Annotated in this window: 12 protein-coding genes and 1 tRNA gene; 7 read left to right on the top strand and 6 right to left on the bottom strand. The window is 42.4% G+C overall.

Annotation, left to right across the window (positions count from 1 at the left end; translation table 11 throughout):
- Positions 1 to 688 precede the first annotated feature (688 nt).
- Positions 689 to 2,014, bottom strand: coding sequence for an MFS transporter (locus tag AXF23_RS08885; protein ID WP_107625046.1), 1,326 nt, complete (start codon positions 2,012 to 2,014; stop codon positions 689 to 691).
- Positions 2,015 to 2,186: 172 nt separating this feature from the next.
- Positions 2,187 to 3,212, bottom strand: a complete 1,026-nt coding sequence (locus AXF23_RS08880) for a LacI family DNA-binding transcriptional regulator (RefSeq protein WP_107625045.1) — start codon at positions 3,210 to 3,212, stop codon at positions 2,187 to 2,189.
- Between the two features lie 284 nt (positions 3,213 to 3,496).
- Between AXF23_RS08880 and AXF23_RS08875 the strand changes: the two genes are divergently transcribed.
- From AXF23_RS08875 to AXF23_RS08860, 4 genes are all read left to right on the top strand, one after another.
- Positions 3,497 to 6,562, top strand: coding sequence for a SusC/RagA family TonB-linked outer membrane protein (locus tag AXF23_RS08875; protein ID WP_107625044.1), 3,066 nt, complete (start codon positions 3,497 to 3,499; stop codon positions 6,560 to 6,562).
- Positions 6,563 to 6,584: 22 nt separating this feature from the next.
- Entirely contained in the window at positions 6,585 to 8,216 is a 1,632-nt protein-coding gene (locus AXF23_RS08870; protein ID WP_107625043.1) for a RagB/SusD family nutrient uptake outer membrane protein, read from the top strand.
- A 105-nt stretch (positions 8,217 to 8,321) separates the two neighbouring features.
- Entirely contained in the window at positions 8,322 to 9,503 is a 1,182-nt protein-coding gene (locus AXF23_RS08865; protein ID WP_107625845.1) for a SusE domain-containing protein, read from the top strand.
- A gap of 82 nt (positions 9,504 to 9,585) precedes the next feature.
- On the top strand, positions 9,586 to 10,593 hold the full coding sequence (locus AXF23_RS08860) for an Outer membrane protein SusF domain-containing protein (RefSeq protein ID WP_107625042.1): 1,008 nt from the start codon (positions 9,586 to 9,588) through the stop codon (positions 10,591 to 10,593).
- A 375-nt stretch (positions 10,594 to 10,968) separates the two neighbouring features.
- Here the strand turns inward: AXF23_RS08860 and AXF23_RS08855 are convergent, their stop codons facing one another.
- From AXF23_RS08855 to AXF23_RS08845, 3 genes are read right to left on the bottom strand one after another with little or no spacing between them, the layout of a single operon-like run.
- The gene (locus AXF23_RS08855) at positions 10,969 to 13,515 is read right to left on the bottom strand and encodes an outer membrane beta-barrel family protein (RefSeq protein ID WP_107625041.1); all 2,547 of its coding nucleotides are present in this window, start codon (positions 13,513 to 13,515) and stop codon (positions 10,969 to 10,971) included.
- A 4-nt stretch (positions 13,516 to 13,519) separates the two neighbouring features.
- Positions 13,520 to 14,212 carry a DUF4974 domain-containing protein gene (locus AXF23_RS08850; protein ID WP_107625040.1) on the bottom strand — a complete coding sequence of 231 codons (693 nt, stop codon included), beginning with the start codon at positions 14,210 to 14,212 and terminating at the stop codon, positions 13,520 to 13,522.
- The gene (locus AXF23_RS08845) at positions 14,209 to 14,703 is read right to left on the bottom strand and encodes a sigma-70 family RNA polymerase sigma factor (RefSeq protein ID WP_107625039.1); all 495 of its coding nucleotides are present in this window, start codon (positions 14,701 to 14,703) and stop codon (positions 14,209 to 14,211) included. The genes AXF23_RS08850 and AXF23_RS08845 overlap by 4 nt, the downstream gene beginning before the upstream one ends.
- A 630-nt stretch (positions 14,704 to 15,333) precedes the next feature.
- On the opposite strand from AXF23_RS08845, the gene AXF23_RS08840 reads away from it, so the two are divergent.
- Both AXF23_RS08840 and AXF23_RS08835 read left to right on the top strand, forming a co-directional pair.
- The gene (locus tag AXF23_RS08840) at positions 15,334 to 17,310 is read left to right on the top strand and encodes an alpha-amylase family glycosyl hydrolase (RefSeq protein WP_107625844.1); all 1,977 of its coding nucleotides are present in this window, start codon (positions 15,334 to 15,336) and stop codon (positions 17,308 to 17,310) included.
- A 464-nt stretch (positions 17,311 to 17,774) separates the two neighbouring features.
- Positions 17,775 to 18,143, top strand: a complete 369-nt coding sequence (locus tag AXF23_RS08835) for a desulfoferrodoxin family protein (protein ID WP_107625038.1) — start codon at positions 17,775 to 17,777, stop codon at positions 18,141 to 18,143.
- Between the two features lie 231 nt (positions 18,144 to 18,374).
- Here AXF23_RS08835 and AXF23_RS08830 read toward each other — a convergent pair.
- Positions 18,375 to 18,448: transfer RNA gene (locus AXF23_RS08830), tRNA-Asn, on the bottom strand.
- Between the two features lie 194 nt (positions 18,449 to 18,642).
- On the opposite strand from AXF23_RS08830, the gene AXF23_RS08825 reads away from it, so the two are divergent.
- Complete coding sequence (locus AXF23_RS08825; RefSeq protein WP_107625037.1) at positions 18,643 to 20,391, top strand: S41 family peptidase; 1,749 nt, start codon at positions 18,643 to 18,645, stop codon at positions 20,389 to 20,391.
- The last annotated feature ends 318 nt before the right edge of the window (positions 20,392 to 20,709 follow it).

Below are 20,709 nucleotides of genomic sequence, written 5' to 3'. Positions count from 1 at the left end.
GATAATTCATGGCTAATGAACTGTCGCTCTATGAGGATGGATAAAACTTGGTTTTCACGGTCTTCTAACAATCTTTTCCTTGCGTGTCGGTAGTCTTTATCGTTGTTGTTTAGCCCAAACACAACTCGAGTTGGATTGTGGCATCTTGGTTGAATAACGAGGAATAAACTTTGTGATAAGGACTATAATACTTGTAAACGATGGTTGGCGAACGTATAGGAAGATGTTTATTCGATGGTTATACATGGTGATTTACAACATTCATAACGTCTATTTCCTACCGAACCCATTGTCTTTTATGATTTCTTTTCATGAAGAGAAATATTTATTTACGTGAAAAGAAATATTTTTTTTCATGAAGAAAAATATTTTTTTTCATGAAAATAATTCGAAGAAAAGAGGTGGATTGGGATGAAGAAAACCAAAGGTAATGTTTTTCTCGTTGATTGATAAGGCGATAGAAAACTAACTGTAAGCGTGTCTTACACGCTATCCTAAGTTTCTGTTTAGTGTCGGTAAGATGATAGAAAACTAAATGTAGGCAGCGCTTAGACGCTACTTTAGATTTCTGTTTAGGATTGATAAGCTGAAAGAAAACCGATGGCAAGCAAAAGGAAAGGTGTGCTGAAACACTTTTCAGCACACCCTTAAATTCAGAGAGATTATAAAAAAGTTATTGTTACCCTTGTTATGCAGGCCGCTTCACCTTGATAATTCCAACGGAGAGTGCACCGAGGAAGAGGGAAACACCTGCTACAATCATCATATTACTTTGTACGGAACCAACCATCTGAAGTATCACTCCGCCAATAGCAGCAGCAATAATCTGTGGTATACAGATAGTTCCGTTGAACAGTCCGAGATAAGCTCCCATGTGCCCATAACCCTCAAGTGCGTTGGTGACGAAGGTGAATGGCATTGCCAAGATAGCTGCCCATGCACATCCGATGAGGAGGAATGGAATGAAGAGAACGTATTGGTCGTGTACGAAGGATGCGAGAACAAAACCTGCAGCACCTAAGATAAGCGAGAAGGAGTATGCCAGTTTGGTGTTCTTGAACTGTGGAAGAACCATTGCCCAGACTACTGATCCTATAGCCTGAATGGCAAAGAGAATACCTACCCAGTTGCCTGCTTCCTGATAACCCTTTGTCATCGTCGCATCATGTGCAAGCATATCAACACCCCAACAGTTGGCTGCTACGGTTCCATTGGTGTATGTCCACATATACATAAAGGCAAACCAGCTGAAGAACTGTACCAAACCTACCTTCCAGAAGGTTGATGGTGCAAACTTTAATAAGGTGAAGACATTAGACTTAGAAGTCTCTTCTTTCTTCTCAACGGTATGGTATTCGGCATAAACCTTTGGTGGCATCTCCTTTACCTTGGCTGTGGTATAGATAACACAGAGGATGAGGATGGCTGCACCGATATAGAAAGAATAGACCACAGAGTCAGGTACTACACCCGACGGAGCCTGGTTGGAGATACCTAAGAAAGTGAAGAAGAAGGGGAAAACATAGCCTGCAATAGAGCCAGCATTGCAGAGGAAGCTCTGAATAGAGTAGGCGAGCGTTTTTTGTTTCTCGTTGACCATGTCGCCTACTAACATCTTAAATGGCTGCATAGCCATGTTGATACTTGTGTCAAGGAACATCAATGAGACGAGACCAAATATCATAGCCGTAGAGACAGCCATACCTAAAGAACCTGCATTCGGCAAAAGGCACATCACAAGAACAGCAACGGCTGCACCTACGAAGAGGAAAGGAATGCGGCGTCCGAAGCGTGTCCACGTCATGTCAGAGAGTGTTCCAACAATCGGTTGCACGACGATACCCATTAGAGGCGGGAGTATCCAGAAGTAGCTAAGATTATGAGGGTCAGCACCTAAAGTTGCAAAGATACGAGAGATGTTGGCGCTCTGTAGTGCGTAGGCAATTTGCACTCCAAAGAATCCAAAGCTGAGATTCCAAAGTTGCCAGAAGCTTAAGTTAGGTTTTTGTTTCATTGTTATGTTAGTTTTTGTGCCTCTTTGACTCCCTCTGAAGAGGGTGTACGAAGCTTGTGTTGTTTGTTTTCTTTTGAAGAGAGGACTATTAGGCTTATAAGGCCTATAGGGCTAATATGCCCAATAAAGTCCTCAGCACTCCCCTCTTTCGGAGGGGTTGGGGGAGATTCTCTCACCTTGTTGTCCCTCTAAGGATGAGTCTTGTCCTCACCACTCGTCTCTCCACACGATTCTTAGGAAGTCTTCCCTCCACTTGATCGATGAGAATACTTGCAGCCTCTTCACCCACGCGTACTCCCCGTTGTTCGACAGTTGTCAGCATAGGATCGCAGGCAATGGCACGTTGACCATTAGTAAAACCACAGATAGAGACGTCTTCAGGCACACGAAACCCTAATCGTTTACAGGAATAGAGAATACCGATAGCTGTGTCGTCGTTGACAGCAAAGAACGCATCTGGTGGTTGAGGAAGTTGCATAACGTCTGGAGTAATAAGCTCGGCATCTGCTCTATTGTCGCAGTTCCTTATCAGTTGCTCATCAGGATGCATCCCATTCTTTAGTAGGGCATCGCGGTATCCGTTATAGCGGTTCTTTGCTATTTCCATTGTTAACGAAGTACCATAATAAGCAATACGCTTGCAGCCTATATTAATAAGGTGTGTGACAGCCGTGAAGGCACCCATATAATCATCAACAACCACTCGGCTGGCATTGACGCCCGTACTGATACGATCGTAGAAGACCAGTGGTACACCTTTCTCTAAGAGTGTTTGGAAATGGTCATACTTAGTAGTATTCTTCGCTTGTGAAACGATGATGCCGCATACCTTACTCTCTGAGAAAGCCCGACAAATCTTAACTTCGTTCTCATAGTTCTCTTTGCTCTGTGCAACCATAAGTCGATAGCCACGTGAGGAAGCCTCTTCTTCTATGCCAGAGAGGATAGATGAGAAATAGAAATGGTCGAGTTGAGGGACGATAACACCGATAATTTTCATCGGCTGTACCTTACTCTTGCGCAGACTCTCTGCAAGGATGTTAGGGTAGAAGTTATGTTCTTGTGCATACTTCTTTATTTCCTCTCTCTTTTCAGCAGATATTCGAGGGCTGTCTTTGAGCGCACGAGAGACTGTAGCAACGGAGACTCCGAGGTCGCGTGCTATATCTTTCATTGTTATGTTGGTTGAGTCACTCATGCGATTTAGCCTTGTTTTTAGTCTATCACATTGTTTTATAACGCAAATATACACATTTTTTACAAATCTGTTGACCTATATCAATTTATTTATTTTATATTTGTTTGTGCAATCGTTTGCGCTTACTATTTTGCAAATTCAACGCAAAAATAGTATAAAGTAGCTTAATCTCAACTAACTTTGCAGCAGAGTAAGCCCATAAAACGGCTATTAACCTAACTTTGATAGAGCTAAACGAATATATTACTTTAATCAATTTATAAATTACTTTAACAATAACAAAGATGAAGCAGGTAAAATGCAAATTTCCTGTTAGGATGGTGACACTATTATTGAGTCTATTCCTTTCAGTTAGTGCCTTTGCGCAGTCTACGATAAAGGGACAGGTGAAGGATGCTACTGGTGAGCCAATCATTGGTGCTTCTGTCCTTATCAATGGGACAAGTAATGGTACTGTGACCGACCTTGATGGTAACTTCTCTGTCAATGTACAGCCGGGTGCAACTTTGACAATCTCCTACATTGGGTTCCAGAAGCAGCAGGTGGCTGCTGCCAATGGTATGGTTATTACTCTTCAAGAAGACCAGGCGCAGCAGATGAACGAGGTTGTTGTTATTGGTTATGGTGCTGTTAAGAAGAGTGACCTTACGGGTTCTGTAACAGCGTTAAAGCCAGACAGCAAGAATAAGGGTCTTGTCGTTAATGCGCAGGATATGCTCGCTGGTAAAGTTGCCGGTGTGAGTGTGACAAGCGATGGTGGTACTCCTGGTGGCGGTTCTAATATCCGCATTCGTGGAGGTTCATCTCTTAATGCATCTAACAATCCATTGATTGTGATTGATGGTGTGGCTATGGACCAGACAGGTATTAAGGGTGTTAGCAATCCACTGTCACTCGTAAACCCACAGGATATTGAGTCTTTCAACGTTTTGAAGGATGCTTCAGCTACTGCAATCTATGGTTCTCGTGGTTCAAATGGTGTTATCATCATTACAACTAAGAAGGGACGTCGTGGCTTGCAGGTGTCTTATAATGGTAGCTTTACGGTGAGTAGAAATTCAAAGAATCTTGATGTGTTGTCTGCTGACGAGTATCGTAGCCTCATAGCAAATAAGTTTGGTACTGATCTCTACACCCTCGATGCTAATGGTAATCAAGTTCCAACAGCTTATGCACGTCTTGGTAAGGCTAATACTAACTGGCAGAATGAAATCTTCCGTACAGCTATTGGACATGACCATAACGTAGCTATCTCTGGTCAGGCAGCTAATTGGTTGCCTTATCGTGTAAGTGCTGGATACACAAACCAGCAGGGTATCATCAAAACTTCTAACTTTGAACGTTTTACAGGAGCCTTGACTTTGAACCCTTCACTTTTGAACGACCACTTGAAGGTGACGTTGAATGCAAAGGGAATGTGGACTAAGAACCGCTATGCTGATGGTGAGGCAATTAAGGCTGCACGCCAGTTTGACCCAACACAGCCAGTTCGTGCTAATGGATTTGATAATTTCGGAGGTTATTACCAATGGTTAGATATTGGTACAGCTCTCAATGACCCTACATGGCCACAAACCTATTATTCATTGGCAACAAAGAACCCTGTGTCTATTCTTAACCTAAAGAACGACCGTGCTATCAGCCGTGATTTCTTGGGAAGTGCCGATGTTGACTATAAAGTACACGGCTTTGAAGACCTCCGTTTACATGTTACAGCTGGTATAGATATCGCTAAGGGTCGTCAAGATACAGATGTAGATCCAGCTTCTCCACAGGCAACCTATTATGGTTCATACGGATGGGAAACACAGTTGAAGCGCAATATGCAACTTTCTGCATACGCTCAATACTATCATGACTTCAATGATAAAGCGAAGAACCACTTCGATATTATGGCAGGTTATGAATGGGCTCATTTCTGGCATAACACGCATAACTCTTATTGGAGCTACTACCCAAAGACAAACAACGATGCGACACTTGCTGGTACAGAACGCAACCGCACCAAGTATGACTATGCGACAGAGAACTACCTTGTATCCTTCTTCGGTCGTGCAAACTGGTCTTTGATGGATGGTCGTTACATGGTAACAGCAACTGTACGTGAGGATGGCTCATCACGTTTCAAGGAGCATTGGGCATTGTTCCCATCATTTGCTTTCGCTTGGCGTATGAACGAAGAGAACCTATTGAAGCAGATTGATTGGTTGTCTGATCTCAAGTTACGTCTTAGCTGGGGTATGACTGGTCAGCAAGAAGGTATTGGTGATTACAACTACTTCGCTGTTTATGAGATGAATACAGGTATCGAGTCTTACTATCCTGTCTATGGCGATGGTACGTTAGCACGTCCAAAGGCATACGACCCAAGTCTGAAGTGGGAGACAACCACCTCTTATAATGTAGGATTGGATTGGGGTATTCTTAAGCAGCGCCTTACAGGTAGCGTTGATTGGTACTATCGTAAGACAAGCGACCTGCTTAATAGTGCAACAGTGTCAGCTGGTTCAAACTTCCGTAACCAGGTAATGAGTAACATCGGTTCGATGTATAACACGGGTGTTGAAGCAAGTATCCATTGGTTGGCAGTGAACGCTAAGGATTTCAACTGGACAATGGATTACAACCTCACCTATAACTATAATAAGATTACTAACCTAAATGGTGGTAATGATGCAGACTACTTTGTTCCAACAGGTGGTATCTCTGCTGGTACAGGTGGTAACATTCAGGCACAGCATGTAGGCAATGCTGTCAACTCATTCCACGTCTTCCAGCAGGTATATGATAAGAGCGGTAAGCCAATAGAAGGTGTGGTTGTTGACCGCAACGGTGATGGCAAGATTACAGATGCAGATAAGTATTATTACAAGGCACCTGCTGCTCCAGTAACCATGGGCTTTGCTTCTCGCTTTGAGTATCGTAACTGGGACCTTGGTTTTGCTCTCCGTGCAAGTCTTGGTAACTATGTTTACAATGATGCTTTCGCAAGTGTTGCCAACATGTCAAACTCTGAGTTGTTCTCAAAGAGTAAGTTTCTTGTTAACCGTCCAACGGACGTCTTGGCTGACAATTGGCAGACAACAGAGACAAAGTCTATACAGACTGATTACTGGGTACGGAATGCTTCATTCCTAAAGATGGATAATATCACCCTTGGTTACAGTTTCGCTAACCTTCTCAAACAGAATACTTGGAATGGAATCTCTGGTCGCGTTTATGGTACAGTGAACAATGTGTTCTGTCTTACTAAGTATAAGGGACTTGATCCAGAGGTATTCAATGGTATTGACAATAACCTCTATCCACGTCCAATATCATTCATCTTGGGTCTGAACTTGAATTTCTAATCCATATTAAAGAGTAGTTACAATGAATAACATTAAATATATATTCTCTGCAGCAGCCTTTATGCTGTCTGTAGGACTAACCTCTTGTACAAGTGATTTGGATGTTAATCCAATTGATCCAAACCTAAAGACAAAGGTTAATACAAAGGCTGAAAGCGCCTTAAACAAGTGCTATGCCACCATCGCAATGGCAGGTAATGGAGGAGCTAATGGTGATAGTGATGTCGATGGTATAGATGGTGGTACGAGTGGTTATATCCGTCAGTTGTTCAATACACAAGAGCTTACAACCGACGAAGCCATCTGTGCTTGGGGTGGTGATGAAGGTATTCTTAACTTCAACTTCAATACTTACGATGCCTCACATCCTATGTTGAAGGGTTTTTATAGCCGTCTTTACGCAGGTATTACTTACTGTAATCAGTATCTTGCTGACTATGGTGACCATAACGAAAAGATGTCTGCTGAGGCTCGTTTCCTCCGTGCTTTGAACTATTATTACCTCTTGGATGAGTTCGGTAACGTACCATTTACGACAGCAATATCGTCTAGTAATCCAGCTCGTATTGAACGTGCTGATCTTTACAAGTGGCTTGTTGATGAACTAAAGACCAATGTTGAGCCTAAGTTAGGCGAACCACAACCAAAGACATCAGCTACTGCTGGCTATGGTAGTGTTGATAAGGCTGCTGCATGGATGCTCTTAGCTCGTCTTTATCTGAACGCTGAGGTATATACAGGTACAGCTGACTGGGCTAATGCTAAGCTATATGCAAAGAAGGTCATCGACTCTCCTTATAAGCTCTACACAACTAAGAAAGGACAGTGGAGTGCTTATCAACAGCTTTTCATGGGCGATAATGGCGAGAGTGGAGCATCTGTTGAGGCTATCTTCCCAATCCTCCAAGATGGTAAGACAACTACCTCATACGGTACAACTCTTTACCTCATGGCTGGCTCAAATGACAACAGCGAGCATATAAAGGATGCTACTACAAAGGGTAACAACACAACAGCAGGATGGGCTGGTAACCGCATGCGCCCAGACTTGGTACAGAAGTTCTTCCCTAACAATGACGCTCCTAATATTGGTGCATACGCTATGCCAGCTGCTGCCGATGATGATCGTGCGCTTTTCGATGGTGATGGTAGAAACGTAGATAATGGTAATAATGAAACTGATGTGAAAGTGTTTACCAACGGATTTGCCGTTTGTAAGTTCACTAACTTTAAGACGGACGGTTCTGCTGGCCATAACTCAAGTTTCCCAGATACCGATTTCTTCCTCATGCGTGCTGCTGAAGCTTATCTGATATATGCAGAGGCTGATGCTCGTATGAATGGTGGAACAACAACAACGGATGGTACACAATACATCAACGCAATACGTAGTCGTGCGCACGCTACCACTCATACCGCTTATTCTCTGCGTCAGATCTGTGACGAATGGAGCCGTGAGTTCTACTTCGAGGGTCTCCGTCGCACAACACTCATACGTTTCGGTTACTTTGGAGGTAATGTTAACTATAACTGGAGTTGGAAGGGTGGCGTCAAGAGCGGCCGTAACTTTGATACTCACCTCAATCTCTTCCCTATTCCTTCATCTGACTTGACTGCCAACGAAAATCTTGTTCAGAACCAAGGATATAATTAAGGTATATGCCAATACTTAGCTGATGGCGCACACCAGAGGCTAAGTATTGGATAGAAAGAAGATTGAACAATCGAATAGAACATAAATGATTAAATGATAATTAATATGAAATCAATAATAAAGTCATCATTGTTATTGTGTGCAGGTGTAGCGTTGTTCTCTGCTTGTGACAAGGACTTGGACCATAATCCAACCCTTCAAACACCAAAGACATTCAAGCTGAATACTCCTACCTATGCTGCACAGACAGTTGACCTAAAGGTTGCTGATAAGTTGAACTTCACTTGGTCACAGCCAGAATATGGTGCTCCGATAGCTGCCGAGTATGGTATGCAATTCTCAACTACCAATAAGTGGACTAAATCAGTCGACAAGGTGGTTGATATGGATGCTGAACGTGGCGACTACGCACCAGTAGGAACACCAACAGGAACATGTAGTACGTCGGTTAGCGCAGCCGAACTTGCGACCGCAATAGAGAAGATGGAGCGTTATGAGGATGGTCATGTGCCAGCCAGCCAAGACCTCTATGCACGTGTTTATTCACTTGTTAATGGTGATACCATCTATTCAAATGCTGTTAAAGTAAGCGTTGCTCCTTATTATGTTGAGCTATCTGATGCTCCTGTTGAGACCTGGTATCTCGTTGGTGGTAACTTCGGTGATGGCTCATGGGGCAATAGTCAGGTCGTACCTTTGCTTCCACAGGAAGGTCAGGAATATGACAAGAAAACAGGTAAGGGCGTTATCTCTTGGACTGGTTATCTATCAACAGCAGGCTTCAAGTTGAAGAAGAACCCTGCAAGTTGGGATGATGGTCAGGTTGGTCAGGGCGCAAGCTTTGGTGATTTCAAATATAACGATGGCGGCTCATCAGATATTAAAGTGCCAACAGCAGGCTACTATACGATTACATTCGATACAAAGAATCCTAAGTTAAAGATTGTACCTTACACTGGTGCTGCACCTACTGTCTATACTTCAATGGCATTGCCAGGCAAGCACGATGGCTGGACTGTTGCAGGTGGTACACCAATGACTGCCGAGACTTCTGTTGTTGAGAACCACGATTGGAAGGCTACAGTGACATTCGCTGAGAAGTCAACAGGTGCTGATGGTGAGGGCTGTAAGTTTGCTGCTAATGGTACTTGGGATGTAAATTGGGGTGCTGAAAACTTCCCATACGGCGTTGCAACTAAGGGTGGCAAGAACGTTCGTAACTTGAAGGGAACGTACACAGTTTACTTCAACGACATCACTGGTCAGTATTCTTTCGTAAAACAATAACAAATAAAAGATACCTTTTAGAGGGTGTGTGCCTTTGGGCATTACCTTAGGGCACACCTTCTTCTTAATAACAAGAATTGATATGAAGAAGATATTAGTCTTAGCAAGTACTGCACTGCTCCTTGCTTCTTGTGGTAGCAATGAATATGAAGAGTGGGCTAAGCCACAGTCTAATGCTGAGGAGACAGCTAACTCTGTGAAGTTCACTGTAGCTGAAGCACCCGCAATCGACTTCAATACGGTGACTGCCGACTCTGTTCTGCTCTTTACTCCATCAGTGGTTTCAACTGATGCCGTTGCTGGACAGACCTTGACTGCCGTACTTTCTAACAACAATAAGACGGCAACCTTGAATGTTAGCGATGCGGGAAAGGTGAAGAGTACAGAACTTGTTTCTGCCATAGAGAACCTTTATGGTAAGAATGGCGACCAGCATGAAGTTGCCATGGCGGTGACCAATAAGATTAAATTACAGCGTGGCGAGGGCTATAGTCTGTCGCAGAATGTAAAGGCAAAGGTCACTTGTGTTGCTCCTGCCTTCACACAGTATCTCTATATGTCGGGCGACGCTAATGGTTGGTCATTCAGTGATCCGCTCTATAGTCCAGCTGCTGATGGCAAGTACACAGGCTTTATGTATCTCAATCAGAACGGCTTTAAGTTTGCTACCCAACAGAATTGGAATGGTACTGACTATGGTCAGAATCTTGTAGAGAAGGGTGCTAACATTGTCATGACTGAGCCTGCTGGTTTCTATAAGGTAGACCTTGATCTGACCTCACAAACCATTACTTACACCGCAATTAATAGTGTCGGTATCATTGGTTCTGCCACTCCTAATGGTTGGAGTTCAGATGCAGCAATGACCTACAATGCGGCTCAAAAGTGCTGGGAACTTGATAACGTAACCCTGACAACAGGTGAGATGAAGTTCCGTGCGAATAGTGATTGGGTGTTAGACTGGGGCGGTTCATTGGATAACATCACCTTTAAGGGCGGTAATATCAACGTAACAGCTGGTAAGTACAACATCAAGTTGTATCTCTCTTGTGACAGCAAGTCACACTGCACCATGGAACTTGTTCCATAGACTCTGAATTTCTATTTATATATTTAAGGTGCGTTGGTTCGTTGTTAGCCAGCGCACTTTTTTCATGCTCCTTGTGTATATCTGTCCTCGTGTCAGATATGTCTCATTCCAGTTTCAGTCTATGAAACTCATCGTTTCAATACATGGAACGCAGGGTTTCAATACATGGAACGCAGAGTTTCAATACATGGAACGCAGAGTTTCATCCTATGGAACGCATCGTCTCAGGCTTTGAAACGCACAGTCTCAAGCCCATGAAACACAGAGTTTCAAGTATGTGAGACACAGAGTATCAGGCGCTGATACACACAGTCTCAAGGCGTGAAAATCCCATTACCATACGCTGATAATGTCTATTATATGAGTTCTGCTTGGCTACAATCTGGACTTCTCTGCATTACCAGCACCCGTACCTTTGTATTTGCTTCGCTTAGCATTAAAGTTGTAAGTGACGGTCAGTGAGACAGCGCGGGAGTAGTTGTAGCAATCTTTGTCTAATGTTGTTCCATAGCCATGAAGCGTCCATCGCTCACGTTCGGACTTGAAGATATCGTCAGCCGAGATTGTGAATATGAGTTTTTCGTTGCAGAATGACTTGCGAAGAAATATATTGGTCTTTGCGAATCCATTGATTGTTTGGAATCCATCGTACAGCTTCGTGCGTGCTCTGAAGTATATGCTTGCTATGAAAGACTTACTGAAAGCAAACGTGTTGTTTAATGAGAAGATGAAACAAGGGCTGTTCTTCACTAATGTTCCATCGTCTGATGGTGCGTGGAAACACTGCTGCATGTAATGAAACTGTGCTGTTGGATGATATAACCCGAACTTAGGAGAAGCTGAGATACTTGCATAAAGGTTCTCAGAATGGTCGTAGTTGTAGGTTGAAGAGAATGAGATAGCCTGATTATTGTATAGTTTATGAGTCCAGAACATCACGTCTTTGTAGTACTTATAGCCTATCGAGAGACTCAACCAACGATATATCCCGTTTATTTCTACGTTGTGTATCTGTTCAGGATGCAGTTCCGGATTACCCCCTTCATAGGCATAACGATTGTTATACTGTATGAAGTTGCGCAGAGTACGGTAGCTTGGACGATGGATTTTACTGTTATAATTGAGTTGAAAGCTCCACTTCTCGTGATTCCATGATAGGGAAAAGGAAGGGAAGAGATTGCTGTAATGTTTACTGGCATCGTCTTGTTTCACTCCAAAAGAGTAATAGTTGGAGGTTACATGCTCATATCTTAGTCCTGTGTTAAGTATGAAATTGCCGAAAGAATGGGTATATTCAGTGAATAGCGCATGATACCTCTCCTTGATATTGGTCTCTGATGCCGCTACAATCTGCTCTTTGTTATTGAAATCCCCACGTGAGTTTGTGCTGGAAAGTTCCGTTCCCCAGTATATATTTCCGCCCCATAATGGGTGAGTAAGAACCAGTTTCCCTGCCCAGAGGTTGCTGTGTTGATTACCCGTGGAGTGTACTTCACGGTTAGGGAACTCGTTGGAGTGTTCCGATTGGACGTGCCTTTCTTTTGTGCCTATACTCATGTAAGAAGCATTGAAATCTATGCTAAGTTTTACAAGCTGTCCCACATAATACAAGTCTGCCTGATGTCGAGCAGGAACACGCACTTCCACGTCTCCTTTCTGTGCTATTGTTCCTTCTAAAGTACCATTCTTATAGATGTTTTGGTTGTTATCTATAGACCCATCCATGTGATAGTCGGTGTAATAACGATAAGCTCCACCGATGGTATTGCTATCATTTATCAAGTAAGAAGCACCAATATTTTCAGAAAGGATATTATGGTTACTCTCGTATCTGATATGTTGTTGCGTCTCAATATCCTCTCTACTGGTATGTATTTGAGAGCAGAGATAATTCTTCTCTTGGTCTTTATAGTTCATCCAAGTGAGGTTATTGAAAAGCTCCCAGTGCTTAGTTCGATAGGTAAACTTGGTTGCCTCCGAACCTGTCCACTTCCCATTGTATTCTATCCGAGTATCATTGCGAAAGCTAAGACCGTCAGCTTGCCTGCGAATAGTTTTGATTCGGATGACAGACTGTACTTGTGCATCGTATTGCGCACCGGGACTTGTAATGACTTCTACGCTCTTTATGTTGTCAGACTTTAGTTCCGTAAGTTCTTTCATATCACTTATTCTGCGATTATTGACGTATATTAGCGGCGTACCCTTGGCAAACACCTGCACATTATCACCATTGGTTGTGACACGAGGGAGCTGTCCTAAGACATCCATAGCTGTTCCTAATTTCGATAAAAGGGAATTTTCAACGTTGATACTCATCCCTCCACTGGTCTGTTTGTATAGTTGACGGGACGTTTTAATGGTCACTTCCTTCAGTTTTAAGGCATCGGGTTGAAGCTGAATGATACCTGCTTGTTCTGTTGAAAAGGTACGATAAACTGGTTTATAACCCACGTAACTAATGCGGGCGATGACCTTTGATGGCTCAAATGGTACTACGAAGACACCACTCTCATTACTAACTCCACCTGATATAGCAGTGGAGTCGACAACAGACAATAGTAGAACATTAGCGTAAGGCACTGGCTGTCCGGTCTCATCAATGACCTTTCCTGTCAGATGTCGCCTTGTCTTGTGTGTACATTCCACCATGATAACGTCTCCGCGACGTGTCATTCGGATGGGATAGAAGCCTATGAGTTGTTCAATAGCATCTGGAACACTTTTATTCTTGATGTTAGTAGTGATGCGGAAGTCCTCTAAGTCGTTGTAAATGAAGTTCACGGTGTATCGGTTTTGCAGGTAGTTTATCTCCTTCAACGCCTGCGCCATGGATACATTATTATATTGTCGACTGATACGTTGGGCTGATACTCCATGCGAGCTGATGAGGAGTAGCAGAATAATAAGATATCTTTCCATAGCTTTACTCTATTGTTAATGTGTTATCAGAATAGCTAACTTTTACGCGGTCAAAGGCATTCAGCAGTTCAATATTCTGTTGAAGACTACACTGTCTATCCCATTTGAAGTAGAGACGGATGTGTGTTGATACTGGATTTAGCACTTTCACGTCGACATGATAATATGCTGCCATAGCATCAACGATGGTCTTCAAGGATGTATCCTCAAACACAATAGGTTGCGGAGGAATACTATCTGTCTTGTGAAGGAGTACTCGGTTAAGGCTGTCTGAAACTGCTTTGCGTTCTGCCTGCGCCTTCTTTATAGAGTCTGTAGCCGTTATATGAGTAGTTTTTGGGTGTATTTCAACCTCCTCTTTACTATTAAAGAAAGGCAGAATACCCAACTGAACTGTAGCAGCAAACGCCAAGCCTGATATAAAGATGATACCGATAGTAGATGCCGCAATCCGCTTCCAGTTGCGTCTTTGTGGTATAGAATGTTCTATCGCAAAGCGTTCCCACTCGGCATTAACGTCTATGTGCTCATCCTCATGACGTTTCATTGCACGTTTAGTCATAGCCAGATTGGATGCAAACGAGCTTATCTCCTCATCCGCAAGCAGTGCTTCTATCTCTTTCGTGGTGTATTTCTTAGGATGGTCCAGCATGTTGAGGAATATCCTTTGTTTCTCTTCTGATTGCTTGTTGTTCATTGTCTTGCTTGGTTAAGTTGCCTTTTAATGATGTTAATAGCCTCTGAAAGATGGTGATACACAGTTACTCTGCTCACTCCTAAGTCATCGGCAATGCGCTGAAAGGGTAGTCCTTGCACATGACGTAGGCGCAGAATCTGACGACGAATAGGCGGCTCTAAATGTTCAATGAGTAGCATTAGGCGGTCAAGTAGGGTTTCGTCATGTTCGGAGAGAATAGTCTCAGCATCATTCAAAAGTAGTTTTGAGGTCCTTTCTCGTATGTCTTTATGTGCAATAATATTCAGACAACGATTGCGAACAGCCCTTATCAAATAGCCTTCCTCCGTCTCTGGAAGCAGTATTATACCCTCTTCAAAGACCTTGGCAAACACGTCACTCACCACGTCTTTACATTCATCTTGATCGTAGAGAATCCCTTTTGCCACCCGATACATCGGTTGGTAATAACGCTTGAAAAGCCTTTCTATGTCAGTATTTTCATGTATCATACACTATTCTTACAGCTCAGAAGGTGGAAATGTAAAGCTTGACAATGATTTTTATTGTATTAGATTACAAAGGTAACGATTATACTTTAATAAGCTGTTTACTATCAAGAAAAACGTTAAAGTACGCTGTTTGTATGTCATAAAGACTTATCTTTCCTCTTCAATGATAGTCTTTTTCATTAGTGGTATATATTGTTTGTTTAAGTTTCAACCTATGAAACTCATCATTTCAGGCTTTGAAACGCATAGTCTCAAGCAATGAGATACACAGTTTCAGGCTGTGAGACACAGAGTTTCAGGCTCTGAAACGCACAGTCTCAAGGCTTGAAACTCTCATTATTAAGCATTGGTAGTGATTGAAAGTGTATTATCTTGAATCAGAATGGGCGTATCGTAGGGTGGAGGAAAGGAAGACGTGGGGAGGTCATAGCCGTTAGTTGTGGTCGTGAATATACCCAGCTCGAAGTGCAAACGTTTGCATGAAAAAAAGCGTATGCCGTTATCCGTATTGAAAGACAATGTATTGAAAATCACTAACTTTGCACTCATCAACAAGAGATAACTAAAATCAAAATCTATATGAAACGTATTTTGACTTGCTTATGCACACTCTTTCTATCCTTATGTGCTATGGCACAGGGTTGGCCAAGTAGTTATGGCGGTGTGATGTTACAAGGTTTTTATTGGGATTCGTTCGACGATTCGCAGTGGACAGTGCTTGAAAAGAAAGCCGACGACCTATCGGGTTACTTCGACCTTGTGTGGGGTCCGCAGAGTGGTAAGGCTGCTGGCTCGAAGTCGATGGGCTATGATCCGCTCTATTACTTCAATCAGAACTCATCGTTCGGTACCGAGGCGGAATTGAGGAGTATGATTACTACCTTCAAGAACAAGCAGATTGGTACGATTGCCGATGTGGTTATCAACCATCATGGAACGAATAATGGATGGTTTGGTTTCCCTGCAGAAGTATATAAGGGAGTAACATATCAGAACCTTTCTACGGATGTTTGTGCTGATGATGACGGTGGAGCGGCTGCTACAGAAGCAAGAAAAACGGGCACTCAACTTAGTCAGAACAATGACGAAGGAGAAGGTTGGGGCGGTATGCGCGACCTTGATCACAAGAGTGGTAACGTTCAGAAGATTGTTAAGGCATACGAAAATTTCTTGCTTAATGACCTCGGTTATGTTGGTTTCCGATATGATATGGTGAAGGGATTTGGCGCTTCTCATGTTGGTGATTATAATACAGCAGCAAACGTAAAATACTCGGTAGGTGAGTTTTGGGACGGCAATGCGAATACTGTAAAGGCGTGGATTGATGCCACAGGAAAACGTAGTGCTGCCTTTGACTTTGCTTTCCGCTATGCTGTTCGTGATGCTATCAATCAGAATGATTGGCGTGTTCTTAGTGATACAAGACCTACGGGGCTTAATATTGATAATGGTTCTTATAAGCAATATGCTGTTACCTTTGTTGAAAATCATGATGTTCAAGACAGGGGTACGACGAGCGGTTACAGCCCAGATCCTATCCGTAAAGATACGTTAGCAGCCAATGCTTATCTCTTGGCAATGCCTGGAACACCTTGTGTTTTCTATACTCATTATCTTGCTTATCCAAAGGAAATAAAGTCAATGATCGATGCTCGTAAGTTAGCTGGGGTAACGAATACGAGCAGTTATCAGGTCTATCGTTCTTCAAAAGATTATTATGCCAATGTTGTAACAGGTACGAACGGAAAACTCTTGGTCGTTGTGGGTAGCAATGCTAACCAACTAATAGTTCCTACTTCACGTTATACTAAGTTGTTGAGTGGTTATCACTACGCTTATTATTTGACTAATGATGCAGAGATGCCTTGGGTTGATAAGGCGAGTGGTCAGTATGAAGTAGAGAACTTAAAGGTTAAACTAACTGCGGTGTCTGCCAATGCGGGAGCTAAACTTGTTTATACAACGGATGGTACAGAGCCAACGGCAAGCAGTACGCAGGTGGCTTCTGGAACGGAGATAACTCTCCCTGAGGGTGAAACAACCTTGAAAGTGGCATTGTTGGCAGGTGGTGTAGTGGGTAAGGTTATTACTCGCAGCTATCAGGTTACGGCTCCAGTCCCCTTCACACCAGAGACGATTCGTGTCTATGTGAATACTGATCAGGTGAATTGGAAGACATACGTGAATTATCATTCATGGGGTGGTACGCACACAGCAACGGCATGGCCGGGTGATAAGGTTACTTCAAAGACAACCCTGAATGGTAAGACTTGGTTCTATAAGGACTATACGCTCACAAAAGCAGATGACTATGTGAACTTTGTGTTTAGTATTGGTACGGCTTCAAATGCCAGTGGTAATCAAAGTTTAGACATCGAACGCGTGAAGAAAACGTCTTACTTTGTTATCTCATCAACAAAGGAGAATGGTAAGTATGTAGTCAATAACGTGACGAGAGAAGTTCTTGGTATTGAGGGAGTTGAGGTTGATACTAAACAGAGCAGGGGCGATAAGTATTATTACACACTCTCTGGTCAGCGACTCACTGGCAAGCCTACGCAGCGTGGCGTTTATATCCATGCAGGCAAGAAGATAGTTGTAAAGTAAGTACAGCTATCAGATAAAAAGATAAAAGCATACAGTTTTCTATGTAATATCCTATATTTAGAGGTGTATCAACCTTGAGAAAGTAAGTCTTCTTATCATATTAAGGAGACTTACTTTTTGTTTTATACGTTTTTCCTAACGTCATGTGGTACTTCTTTATATGATGATTTCTTTGGTGATTAGCCCTCCGCACTTTGCGTGCTCATGGTTCGCACCATTGGTGCTGGGCGTTAACACCATTGGTGTTAGGCGTCAATACGATGGTAAAAGATGGTGGAAAAGGATGGAGTAGATAATGTTTTTGATTGCTAATAAGGTAAGATATTGTGTAAATACAAGGTAGCCATCGTAACGAATAAAGTCTTAAAGTATGTAAATTTTGTAATGTTTACAAGCGGAAAGTTTGTTTCTTTCGGAAAATAGATATATCTTTGCAGACATAAAACATTAAGAAATAATTTATTATGTCAAAGCGAAACGAATTATATAAGTGTTCAGAGAGTGGTCAGATCGTTGAAGTATTAGTAGGCGGTGAGTGTGGTGTTGCTGGTATGGAGCATTTAGTTGAGAATACTACTGATGCTGCTACAGAGAAGCACGTACCTGTTGTTGAGAAGATTGAAGGTGGCTACCGTGTAACTGTTGGTGAAGTTGAGCACCCAATGACAGAGGCTCACTCTATCCTTTGGATTGAGTTGGTAACTAATAACAACGAAGTTCTCCGTAAGTATCTCGAGCCAACAGACCGTCCAGTAGCTGAGTTCAAGACTGATGCAACTGAGGTTTACGCACGTGAGTACTGCAACCTCCATGGTCTCTGGCGCTCAAAGTAAGAGCAACTTTTCAGACTTACATATAATAGTGGGTGTATGCATCTCCTTCAAAAGGGGGCATACGCCTTTTTTCTTTTCTACCTTCCATTACTTTCTATCATCATATTAAGCCTAATATGCCCAATTAGGCTAATTAGACTAATTCTCACATCTTGCTACAGAACTAACAGTAAAGTCTCTTGGAAGCGTATAAAATAAAAAAAGGAATTACTTTCGTAATTCCTTTTGATGCGCTCCAGGATGGGCTTGAACCAACGACCCCCTGATTAACAGTCAGGTGCTCTAACCAACTGAGCTACTGAAGCAGTTTGTATTGCTTATTTCTTGTAAGCGGTTGCAAAGGTAGTATGTTTCTTTGAAACTACCAAATGTTTTTGAAGAAAATTTCAATAAAATCGTAATTTTCTTTATTTTCGTACGTTGGAAGGCGTGTTTTCCATTATAATAATGTACTTTTGTCCCATTATTACAGTATTAAACAACAAACGAATAATATATAATGAGAAAATTGTTTTTGGCTTTCGGACTCTGGCTACTTGCTTTCAGTGGGTCTGTTATGGCACAAAGCACTGCGGAGAAGGAGCATAATTTCAATGTAGCAAAGAACCTTGAGACTTTTTCGGCTATTTACAAGTATCTTGATTTGATGTATGTTGATACGCTGAATGCCGATGAAGTAATCGGTAATGGTATCAATTACATGCTCCGTTCACTTGATCCTTACACGATTTACTACCCAGAAGACAAGGTTAAAGACCTCGACTTGATGATTTCGGGTAAGTATGCTGGTGTCGGTGCATTGATTCGTTATAATTTCTTGTTAAAGAACACGGTGATAGATGAGCCATACGAGAATATGCCAGCTGCGGAAGTTGGATTGAAGAAAGGTGACGTCATTCTTGCTATAGGCGATTCTTCAATGGTGGGGAAGGATGTTGCCTACGTCAGCAATCATCTACGCGGCGATGCTGGTACGACCTTCATCCTGACTATTCAGCGTCCATCAACGAATAAGAAGATGAAGTTTAAGATTACTCGTCGTGCTATCCAGCTCCCAGCCGTACCTTATTATGGTGTACAGGATGGTGGAGTAGGCTACTTAAACCTCAACTCTTTCACAACGGGTTGTGCTAAGGATGTGCGTCGTGCCTTCCTTGATATGAAAAAGCAGGGTATGACCTCCTTTGTCTTCGACCTTCGCAACAACGGTGGTGGTAGTTTACAAGAAGCGGTTAACATCGTAAATATGTTTGTACCGAAGGGTATAACCCTTGTCAAGACCGTAGGTAAGATGGAGCGTGCAAACAAAGAGTATAAGACGACAGTCGAACCTATCGACACCGTTATGCCGATTGTTGTCTTGGTGAATGACGAGACAGCGAGTGCAAGTGAGATTACCAGTGGTAGTCTACAAGACCTCGATCGTGCTGTAGTCCTTGGTACTCGCACCTACGGTAAAGGGCTTGTACAGGTGTCAATGGACCTCCCTTATAATGGAAACTTAAAGCTCACGTCAAGTAAGTATTATATCCCAAGTGGGCGTTGCATACAGGCAATCAACTACAAGCATGCTAATGGCGGGTACACAGAGCATGTTCCCGACTCATTAACACATGTGTTCCATACGGCAAACGGACGTGAAGTGCGTGATGGTGGTGGTATTAAGCCAGATATAGAGGTACGTCCAGACTCTTTACCTAATATTGCTTTCTATCTTGCCTCCTCTGGTCGCGATTCTACGGAGGTGATGTGGAACTGGGAATTACAGTATATTAAGAAGCATCCAACCATCGGTCCTGCAAAAACATTCGTCATTTCAGATGCCGACTTTGAGGACTTTAAGCAAGCAGTGATGAAGAGTGGCTTCAAATACGACCGTGAGAGTCAGAAGTATTTAGAGAATCTTGTGAAATTAGCAAGGTTCGAAGGCTATTATGATGATGCTAAACCAGAGTTTGACGCTTTGGAGAAGAAACTCACACATAACCTTGCCAAAGACCTTGAATATAACAAGCAGGCACTAAAGAAGCTGTTGACAAGCGATCTTGTGTCAGCTTACTACTATCAGAAAGGTTCTATAGAGAATAGTCTGCAGTTTGATAAGCAGTGGAAAAAAGCTGTGGAGATTTTGCAGCATCCAGCCGAGTATAAGAAACTTCTACAGCCAGTTGTTAGTCAGCCATTAGTCAAGATTGAACCCGCAAGCAGTGTTGTCGTCGATAAAAAGAACAAAACAAAGGCGAAATAGAGGGAACATTATAAAAGAAAGAATAAGGCTTATAAGTTCGGTAGGGACTTATAGGCCTTATTTTTATATAGCCATTTTATTTATCTGTTTACGTGTTATTAAATAAAATGAAGGTAAACTATTTCTTATGTGAAATATCTTTCGTTTATATGATATATTTCTTCTCAAAGGAGTTGACTTATAAGTTTTTTTGTTATCTTTGTCCTGTGTAAACGCTATTTACTTGTTATTCAGCACCAAAGAGGGTGTGGAATGATAAAAGAGAGCGACTTAGAAACGATGTTTTCTTAGTTGCATATTTCCCTTATAATACTTTGT

This window comes from Prevotella sp. oral taxon 313 (genome assembly GCF_003043935.1).
Taxonomy (GTDB): domain Bacteria; phylum Bacteroidota; class Bacteroidia; order Bacteroidales; family Bacteroidaceae; genus Prevotella; species Prevotella jejuni.
This window is presented reverse-complemented; position numbering and strand designations above follow the sequence as displayed.

Coding starts and splice junctions, on each gene's coding strand:
- AXF23_RS08885 (WP_107625046.1), bottom strand. CDS start 2,014: ATGAAACAAAAACCTAACTTAAGCTTCTGGCAACTTTGGAATCTCAGC.
- AXF23_RS08880 (WP_107625045.1), bottom strand. CDS start 3,212: ATGAGTGACTCAACCAACATAACAATGAAAGATATAGCACGCGACCTC.
- AXF23_RS08875 (WP_107625044.1), top strand. CDS start 3,497: ATGAAGCAGGTAAAATGCAAATTTCCTGTTAGGATGGTGACACTATTA.
- AXF23_RS08870 (WP_107625043.1), top strand. CDS start 6,585: ATGAATAACATTAAATATATATTCTCTGCAGCAGCCTTTATGCTGTCT.
- AXF23_RS08865 (WP_107625845.1), top strand. CDS start 8,322: ATGAAATCAATAATAAAGTCATCATTGTTATTGTGTGCAGGTGTAGCG.
- AXF23_RS08860 (WP_107625042.1), top strand. CDS start 9,586: ATGAAGAAGATATTAGTCTTAGCAAGTACTGCACTGCTCCTTGCTTCT.
- AXF23_RS08855 (WP_107625041.1), bottom strand. CDS start 13,515: ATGGAAAGATATCTTATTATTCTGCTACTCCTCATCAGCTCGCATGGA.
- AXF23_RS08850 (WP_107625040.1), bottom strand. CDS start 14,212: ATGAACAACAAGCAATCAGAAGAGAAACAAAGGATATTCCTCAACATG.
- AXF23_RS08845 (WP_107625039.1), bottom strand. CDS start 14,703: ATGATACATGAAAATACTGACATAGAAAGGCTTTTCAAGCGTTATTAC.
- AXF23_RS08840 (WP_107625844.1), top strand. CDS start 15,334: ATGGCACAGGGTTGGCCAAGTAGTTATGGCGGTGTGATGTTACAAGGT.
- AXF23_RS08835 (WP_107625038.1), top strand. CDS start 17,775: ATGTCAAAGCGAAACGAATTATATAAGTGTTCAGAGAGTGGTCAGATC.
- AXF23_RS08825 (WP_107625037.1), top strand. CDS start 18,643: ATGAGAAAATTGTTTTTGGCTTTCGGACTCTGGCTACTTGCTTTCAGT.